Source organism: Streptomyces sp. NPDC001093 (assembly GCF_040298985.1).
Taxonomy (GTDB): domain Bacteria; phylum Actinomycetota; class Actinomycetes; order Streptomycetales; family Streptomycetaceae; genus Streptomyces.
Window position 1 is genome coordinate 25,295 of the sequence record NZ_JBEPBF010000115.1, and the last position, 7,416, is coordinate 32,710.

The 7,416-nt window shown below is 73.4% G+C and carries 5 protein-coding genes and 1 pseudogene; 2 read left to right on the plus strand and 4 right to left on the minus strand.

Annotation, left to right across the window (positions count from 1 at the left end):
* Window positions 1-7: 7 nt before the first annotated feature.
* On the minus strand, window positions 8-817 hold the full coding sequence (locus tag ABT288_RS38195) for a phytanoyl-CoA dioxygenase family protein (protein ID WP_351618135.1): 810 nt from the start codon (window positions 815-817) through the stop codon (window positions 8-10).
* A 74-nt stretch (window positions 818-891) separates the two neighbouring features.
* Here ABT288_RS38195 and ABT288_RS38200 point away from each other — a divergent pair, with 74 nt between their 5' ends.
* Entirely contained in the window at window positions 892-1,821 is a 930-nt protein-coding gene (locus tag ABT288_RS38200) for a helix-turn-helix domain-containing protein (protein WP_351618138.1), read from the plus strand.
* A 244-nt stretch (window positions 1,822-2,065) separates the two neighbouring features.
* Complete coding sequence (locus ABT288_RS38205; RefSeq protein WP_502972928.1) at window positions 2,066-4,441, plus strand: RICIN domain-containing protein; 2,376 nt, start codon at window positions 2,066-2,068, stop codon at window positions 4,439-4,441.
* Between the two features lie 66 nt (window positions 4,442-4,507).
* Here ABT288_RS38205 and ABT288_RS38210 read toward each other — a convergent pair whose 3' ends face one another.
* The 3 genes and pseudogenes from ABT288_RS38210 to ABT288_RS38220 form a co-directional block, all read right to left on the minus strand.
* Entirely contained in the window at window positions 4,508-5,746 is a 1,239-nt protein-coding gene (locus ABT288_RS38210) for a polysaccharide deacetylase family protein (protein ID WP_351618144.1), read from the minus strand.
* Between the two features lie 198 nt (window positions 5,747-5,944).
* Window positions 5,945-6,637 (minus strand): DUF4232 domain-containing protein, encoded by a 693-nt coding sequence (locus ABT288_RS38215; protein ID WP_351618147.1) that lies wholly within the window; start codon window positions 6,635-6,637, stop codon window positions 5,945-5,947.
* 154 nt (window positions 6,638-6,791) lie between these two features.
* A pseudogene (locus ABT288_RS38220) lies at window positions 6,792-7,416 on the minus strand (serine/threonine protein kinase); the annotation flags it as partial.

Sequence of the window (7,416 nt, forward strand, 5' to 3'; positions counted from 1 at the left end):
CGGCGGCTCAGTGAGGTCCGTGTGGTGTGAACTCCGTGCCACACGGACCGGCGCCCTCGCTCTCCGGCAACGGCACCCGCTCGCCGGACATCGTGAGTGTCCGGTAGTACGCCCCGATCCGTTCCGCCGAGCGGCCCACGTAATGTCCGATGAACGAGCGCCGGAACCGGTCGGCCGTGCGATTGGGCCCGGAGCCGTGCACGAGGCTGCCGTTGAAGAACAGCACGTCACCCGGTGCCAGATCCACCGGAACCGGGGTCAGGCCGGCCGGAGGCGGCACGTACTCGCGGGCGAACGACAGTTCCTCGTCGGCGAGTTCGGGGCAGAACAGGGCCATGCGGTGGGTGCCCGGGACGACCTCGAGGCCGCCGTTGTCCCGGTCGATCGGCTCGCAGGCCACCCAGGCGGCCGCACACGTCCCCGGCTCGACCCGCAGATAGAAGTTGTCCTGGTGCAGCGCCTGCCCCCGCGCACCCGGCGGCTTGAAGTAGAACATGCTCTGCGCGGCCAGCACCTCCTCGCCGAACAGCACCTCCAGCACGGCCCGCAGCCGGGCGTCCAGCAGGAACTCCCGTGCCACCGCGCTGCATTCGTGCGGCTGCATCACCCGGGGGTACCGGCGCAGCGGGTCGGGGTCCGCCGGGCGGGGCTCGAAGTGACCCGGCACCGGACCGGCCGCGTGCAGCGCGGCGAACGCGGCACACAGCCGCTCGGTCTCGTCCCGGCCGAACAGCCCTCGTACGACGGTGAACCCGTCCTCCTCGAACCGCCGCCGCAGCGCCTCCGGGAGGATGGCGCCGTTGTCCGTGGCTGTCATGTGCCCGCTCCTGTGAGTCCGGTGGTCAGGTGGTCACTCACCCGCCACGCTAGGCCGGTGCGCCCGTCGGGAGGATGCCTGTGCACGCTGCGGACCTGCCCGTGACGGCTGCGGCCGCCGACCCGTCCCCGCCGCCGGGCCTCGTGGTAACCGGCCGCTACGACCAGCTGCCGGGCTACGGCGTCAACCGGCCCCGGGGCTCGGACAGCTGGCTGTTCACCTTCACCCTGGGCGGCTGCGGACTGCTCCGCCAGGGCGCCGCCCGCGCACGCGCCGGCGCCGGGGATCTGGTGGTGCTCGCTCCCGGCACCGGCCACCGCTACACCGTCGCGCCCGGCGCCGAGAGCTGGCGGTTCTGGTGGACGCACTGCCAGGCCCGCCCGTCCTGGCCGGGCTGGCTTGCCCCGTACGCCGTGTCCGACGGCCTGTACGCCGTGTCGTCCGTGCCCGGCGCCCTGCACGGCCGGATCGAGGCGGCGTTCGGCCGGATGCTCGCCGACGCCCGCGGACCGGCCGAAGGCATCCCGGGCGAGGACATCCCGCGCGTGGACATCCCGCGCGAGCCGGACCCGGTGGCCGTGGCCCACGGCAGCCTGGCGCGGGAACTGGCCCTGTGCGCGCTGGAGGAGGTGGTCCTGCTCGCCGCCGGCGGTGCCCGGACGCCGGCGCCCGCACCGGACGCCGACGCCCGGGTGCGCCGGGCCGAGGAACTGATCGCCGCCGACCCCGGCGCCCCGCACACCGTCAGCTCGCTCGCCGAGAGCGTCGCACTGTCCCCGTCCCGTTTCGCCCATCTGTTCACCCTGCGCACGGGGCGGTCCCCGATGCGTGCGCTGCGCGAGGCCCGGCTGCGGCACGCGGCCCGGCTGCTGGAGGGCACCGACCTCACGGTGGAACGGGTGGCGACGGCCTGCGGATTCGGCAGTCCCTTCCACTTCAGCCGGGTTTTCCGGGAACGTTACGGAGTGCCGCCCGGCGCCTACCGGGCGGGCGAACGGCGGTAATGGGAGGAAAACGAATCTCCTGAACCTGCGTCAATAAGCAAGCCGGCCCACCGCTCATTGTCGATAATCGAGAGATCTCTTGTTCGTACCTGTGCGGCTGTGCAAAAGTGTGCGCTGTCGGCGCGCAGGCTCATCGCGTTTCCCGCTGTATGCGCCAGGCCGCTCCCCGTACACCCCCCACGCTTCAAAAGAGCCGCCTCAGGTGGACGTTCGAGCAGCCCACCACCTTTCCATACTGCTTGGTATGGACCAATTTTCGTATCACGTCTGGAGGAATGCAGTCGTGAATGAGGCAGGCCGGTCGGACGAGCAACTGAGTGCCGAGCTGAAGAAGTGGACGGGGGGGACGCCCGCGCTCCATCCCGTCGGTGAACTCCTCGACCGGCACTGGGAAGCGGCCTTCGCCTACGCGCGGTTGTGCACGGACGGCACTCGGGCCGCGGGCATGCTCACCACAGCCGCCTTCACCCGGCTCTTCGGGGAATCGCTGCGGCAGTCCGGACCCACCGCCGCCTGGCGGCCCCATGTCCTGGTCGCCGTCCGGCGGATCGCCGCCGAGTGGGACGCCGACGGCCGCCAGGAACTCCTCCACCCGGCGCTGCGGTCCGGCGCCACCGGTGAGCGTGCCGCCGCCAGGCTGCTGCCGCCCCCCGGCCGGCGGCTGCTGTCCCGGGCGTTCCAGCGGGTGCCGCAGATCTCCCGTGCCGTGCTGTGGCACACGGAGGTCGAGGCCGAACCGCTCGCCCTGCCGGCGGCTCTGCTCGGCCTGGACCAGGAGGACACCGGCGTCGAGCTCCGCCGGGGGCGGGAACGGCTGCGCGAGGAGTGTCTCCAGGCCCACCGCGAACTCGCCCCCGAGAACGAGTGCCGGCGCTATCTGCGCATGCTCGACGTGACGTTCCGGCGCGGCGGTGTCGACGTCGACCCCGATCTGCGCGAGCACCTCGGCCGGTGCGGCCACTGCAGCCGCACCGCCGACCAACTGGCCGCCTTCAACACGGGACTTGGCCTCGCCCTCGCCGAAGCGGTCCTCGGCTGGGGCGCCCACGCCTACGTGAACTCCCGGGCGACCCGCGCCGAGGATCCGTCCGAACCGGCCCCGCCCCCCGAGACCGCCGCGCCCCTGTCCGGCGAGCCCTTCCTGCCCGCCGAGCCACCACGCCGGGACGATTCCGCCGGGTCTGCGGGTCGGGGCGGGTCCGTAGAGTTCACGCGTCGCAATGCCTCCGCCGAGCCCATGGATGGGAACGACTCCGCCGGGTCCATGGGTTCGGACGGCTCGGCTGGGTCCGTGGGTTGGAACGGCTTCGCCGAGGCCATGGGTTCGGACTCCGCTGGGTCCGCGGGTTGGGACGGCTTCGCCGAGGCCACGCGTCCGGGTGGTTCCGCCGGGGGCAAGCGTCGGGGTGGCTTCCCCGGGGGGACGAGCGGGGGCGGCACCGCCGGAGCCCCGCGCCGCCGCGGCTCCGCTGCCGGCGCCGACACCGGCGCGTTTGCCTCCGCCTCCGCCGACACGTCCGCCTCCGACGCCGCCGCGTTCGCCTCCGCGTCCGCGGACGCCAACTCGTTCGCCTCGGGCTCCCCGTCCGCCGACGCCTCCGCCAACCCCTTCGACGCCTCCCCCTTCCCCGCCGACACCGGTCGTTCCCGCTCCTCCCGACGTTCCGCCGGCGCCCGTGCGTCGGTCGGGCCGGCGGACGCGGCTGCCTCCGGCCGGTCGGCGCATCGTGCCGCCCGTGCGCAGCGGGTCCGGCGGCGGAATCTGGCGCTGGCCGTCGTCACCGTCAGCGGGCTGGTCGTGCTGCCCCTGGTGCTGTGGACGGTGCTCGGGTCCGGCGACGGACCGGCCCCGGCCGGCAAGGACGCGTCCTCCCCGGCGCCCGGCAAGGGCGCCCCGAGCCCCGGGGCCTCCTGGGCCGGTGCGCACGCGGCGGGACAGGGCACCCTGCACGGCCGGCTGCACAACCTCGCCTCCGGACTCTGTGTCGGCGTCGTCGGCAAGAAGGCCGTCAACGGCGCCGAGACCGAACTCGCCCCCTGCTCAGCGACCCCGAGCCAGCAGTGGACGTACGAGCCCGACGGGCTGCTGCGCAATTCCGCCGCGCCCGGCCTGTGCCTGGACTCCCACCTCGGCTACTCGGTCCGCCTCACCCCCTGCACGGCCACCGGGAAGGCCGCCAGGAACATCCGCTACGACTTCACCCTGCAGGGCGCCCTGATACCCCGCTGGAACCAGGACCTGGCCCTCACGCCGGCCGCCACCGACGGCTCCGGCGCCCTCGTCCTCAAGAACCGCGCCCCCGGCGCCGCCCAGCGGTGGACCCTCGACACCGCCAAGCCCGATCTGCAGATGGAGAACGTCGACTGGGACGGCGACGCCACCCCGGCGCCGATCACCACTCCCCTCCCGGGGACCGGCGCCACGCCCACGCCCAAGGTCTCCAGGACCACCTCCGCCCCGCCCCGCACGCCGTACCCGACGGCGACCGGATCGAGCCCGGCGGCCACGCCGTCCGCCACGGCCGACCCCTGCTCCGCGTATCCGTACTACTGCGGCTGGGGCGGCGGGGGATACGGGGGCGGCGGGGGCTACGGCGGTGGCGGGCGCCGCAGCCGCTGACTCAGGGGTGGTGCGGTGGTGGGATCGGTCGGCGCCCGCCCATGAGAACAGACGCTCGTGACGGGTTCACGAGCTGTGGCTGCCCGCCGCGCCCAGGAACTCCGCCCAGCCGCCCGCCGGGGCCTGCCCCGGCACCAGCGTGCGCATCTTGCGCAGCACCGCCTGGTCCTGCGCCTCCAGCCAGGCCACGAGCTGTTTGAACGACACGAACCGTACGTCGTCGCCGTACGCCGCCATCTTCCCGATGGCCTCCTCGACGGCGTCCATGTAGATGCCGCCGTTCCAGCGCTCGAAGTGGTTGCCGATGAAGAAGGGTGCGCGGTTGGTCGTGTACGCCCGCTGGAAACCGGCGACATAGGCGTCCCGGGCCTGGGTGCGCCAGGCGTCGTACTGGGCGCGGTCGCCGTTCGGGTTGCCGCCGGACTGGTTGAACATCATGTTGTAGTCCATCGACAGCACCTGGAAGGAGTGTCCGGGGAAGGGTATGGACTGCAGCGGGAAGTCCCAGATCTTGCCGCCCTGCACCTTGGCCGGCCAGATCTGCAGCCCGCCGGGGGAGCTGGCGTCGTACTTCCAGCCGAGTGCGGCCGCCGTGGGCAGCAGGTTGGACTGGCCCTCCAGGCACGGGGTACGGCCGCCGATCAGCTCCTTGCGGTAGTCGAAGGGGAGCGGCTCCAGGTCGGTGAAGCCGGTGTTGGTCTTCCACTTGGTCACGAAGTCGACCGCCTGGTCTATCTCGCTGCGCCACTCGGCCGGGGACCAGTTGCGCACGCCGGTCGCGCCGCAGAAGTGCCCGTTGAAGTGGGTGCCGATCTCGTGGCCCTCCAGCCAGGCCGCGCGAACCTGCTGGATGGTGGCGTGGATGTGCCGGTCGGCGAGGTAGCCGATGGCGGAGGCACCGACCGCGTGCTGCGGCGGACGGTACAGGTTCTTCTTGGACTCGGGCAGCGTGTAGATGCCGCTGAGGAAGAACGTCATCTTGGCACCGTGGTCGGCGGCGACCTTGCGGAACCGGGAGAACAGCTGGTTGCTCAGCTCGCCCGCGCCGTCCCAGGAGAAGACCACGAACTGCGGGGGCTTCTGGCCCGGCTTCAGCCGCTCGGGCTTCGGCTGGTGCGGCTGGGCCCCGGTGTCGGCGGTGGAGCCGTCGCCGATCGGCTTGACCGGCCGGGCCTGGGCCGTGCCCTTGCCGTCCGCCGGGCCGTCGACCCGGATGCCGGTGCCGGAGGAGCACGCGGCCAGTGTGCCCAGGGCGCCCGCCGCCGCGCCCGCCGTCAGCACCCGCCTGCGCGATATCCCGCTCATCTTGTCCCCGATTTCCTGTCACGGCCCCTCGCGGGGCCTGCTCGCCGGTGTGGGTCGACGGGTTCGATGACGGCAGTCACGGAGAAGATCGCGGCCTGCGGCGCCTGTTGCCGTCCTGTGACAGTTGTGGCGCGAGCATGACGAACCCCGCTGCCCGTGGAGTGGGACAGCGGGGTTCTCGGGGGGTGTCCGGGCCGGTCAGGGGGCCGTGCCGGGGCTGAACACCGACAGGAAGACGGAAGAGGAGTTTCCGGAGACGGGCACCGCTCCGCCCGTCCACGCGACCTTCAGCGAGTCGCGCTCGTCCGGCGGTGTCACCAGCAGCGCGGCCGGGGTGGCCGTCCTGGCGCCGCTGATGCCCGGGTTGGAGAAGGTCAGTCCGGCCCAGGCGCTCTGCCCGGGCCTGAGGGTGATCGTCGTGGGGGAGCCGGACTCACGCTTGGGGTCCGATCCGAGCTGGCTGCCGGAGGCGCTCACGAACGCCGCGCCCGGATAGCCGCGCACGGTGCAGGTCCGGCCGGACGCGTTGGTGAGGACGACCGGGAAGTTCTCCTGGCCGGCGCCCGGGTCGTTGCGGCCCACCGAGGCGCGCAGCTCGGAGGTGTGGCAGCGGGTGCTCGCCGCGGGCGTGGCCGTGTCGCCGGAGCTCGCGGACGGGGCCGCCTTCGAGGCGGCGGACGGGGCGGCGCCGGTGGACGTGCCGGACGGGGCCGACCCGGTCGACGCCGGGCTCTGCGTGGTGCCCGTCGCCGGCGCGGCCGTACCGGAGGCCGTGATCGGCGGGTTGCTGTGGACGTCCTTGCCGTTGCCGCAGGCGGTCAGGAGGCCCAGCACGGCGACCGTGCCCACGAGCAGGGCCCCGTGCCGCGCGGACCGGGGTGTGTACACCATGTCGCTCAACACTCCTGGAGGGTCAGGGCACGCGTCGGAACGCACGTGCCTCGAGGCGCGGGTGCGCCGTCCTCACACTGCGATGCGCGCAGCGCCGGAAAAGTTCGGCACACGCAGGAATCTTTTCCCCGCTGTGACCCTCCGCAGGCGCCCGTCAGGACACGCTCAGCGAACGGAGTATCCCCTCGGTCGCGTCCCCCGTACCCCGCTGCCGCACCTGCACGTACACCTGGGGCTGCGCGGCGCCGTGGGCCGGGCTCAGTGCGGTCTCCGTGACCGAGCCGCCGTCGGGGCAGCCGCTCCAGGCCCGCACCAGACCGTGCCAGTCGGCGTCGGCGAAGCTGCGGCTGCCGGAGTAGCTGCAGCCCGTGTGAGCGAGGGCCTTCACCTTCGCGGTGACGTCGCCGTGCTCGCTCACCCCGACGAACACACCGTCCACCGCCCTGCCCAGATCGGGCCACCGGGTCAGGTCGTCGGCCACCACCAGGCCCGGTTCGTGGCCCTTGCCGAGGCCCAGCGCGCCCGGGTCCCAGCCGGAGTCGCGCAGTTCGCGGCCGAAGCCCGCCGGTACCTTGACGGCCATCCGCCCGGTGGCGTCCGAGACCCGCACCTGGTCCGGGGAGCCGCCGTAGTGGATCGTGAAGGTCACCGCGGCCGCGGCCGCCGCCGCCGTGAGGACCGCGACCAGGGACAACGTGACCGTGTTCAGCCGGCCGCGCACACCGTCCAGCCGCCGGGCGGGCCGGCGCGCGGGCGGCCCCGCCGCCAGCCGGTCCAGC

Bases quoted from the DNA above. Each gene is read 5' to 3' on its own strand.
- ABT288_RS38195 (WP_351618135.1), bottom strand. From the start codon at position 817: ATGACAGCCACGGACAACGGCGCCATCCTCCCGGAGGCGCTGCGGCGG.
- ABT288_RS38200 (WP_351618138.1), top strand. From the start codon at position 892: ATGCCTGTGCACGCTGCGGACCTGCCCGTGACGGCTGCGGCCGCCGAC.
- ABT288_RS38205 (WP_502972928.1), top strand. From the start codon at position 2,066: ATGGACCAATTTTCGTATCACGTCTGGAGGAATGCAGTCGTGAATGAG.
- ABT288_RS38210 (WP_351618144.1), bottom strand. From the start codon at position 5,746: ATGAGCGGGATATCGCGCAGGCGGGTGCTGACGGCGGGCGCGGCGGCG.
- ABT288_RS38215 (WP_351618147.1), bottom strand. From the start codon at position 6,637: ATGGTGTACACACCCCGGTCCGCGCGGCACGGGGCCCTGCTCGTGGGC.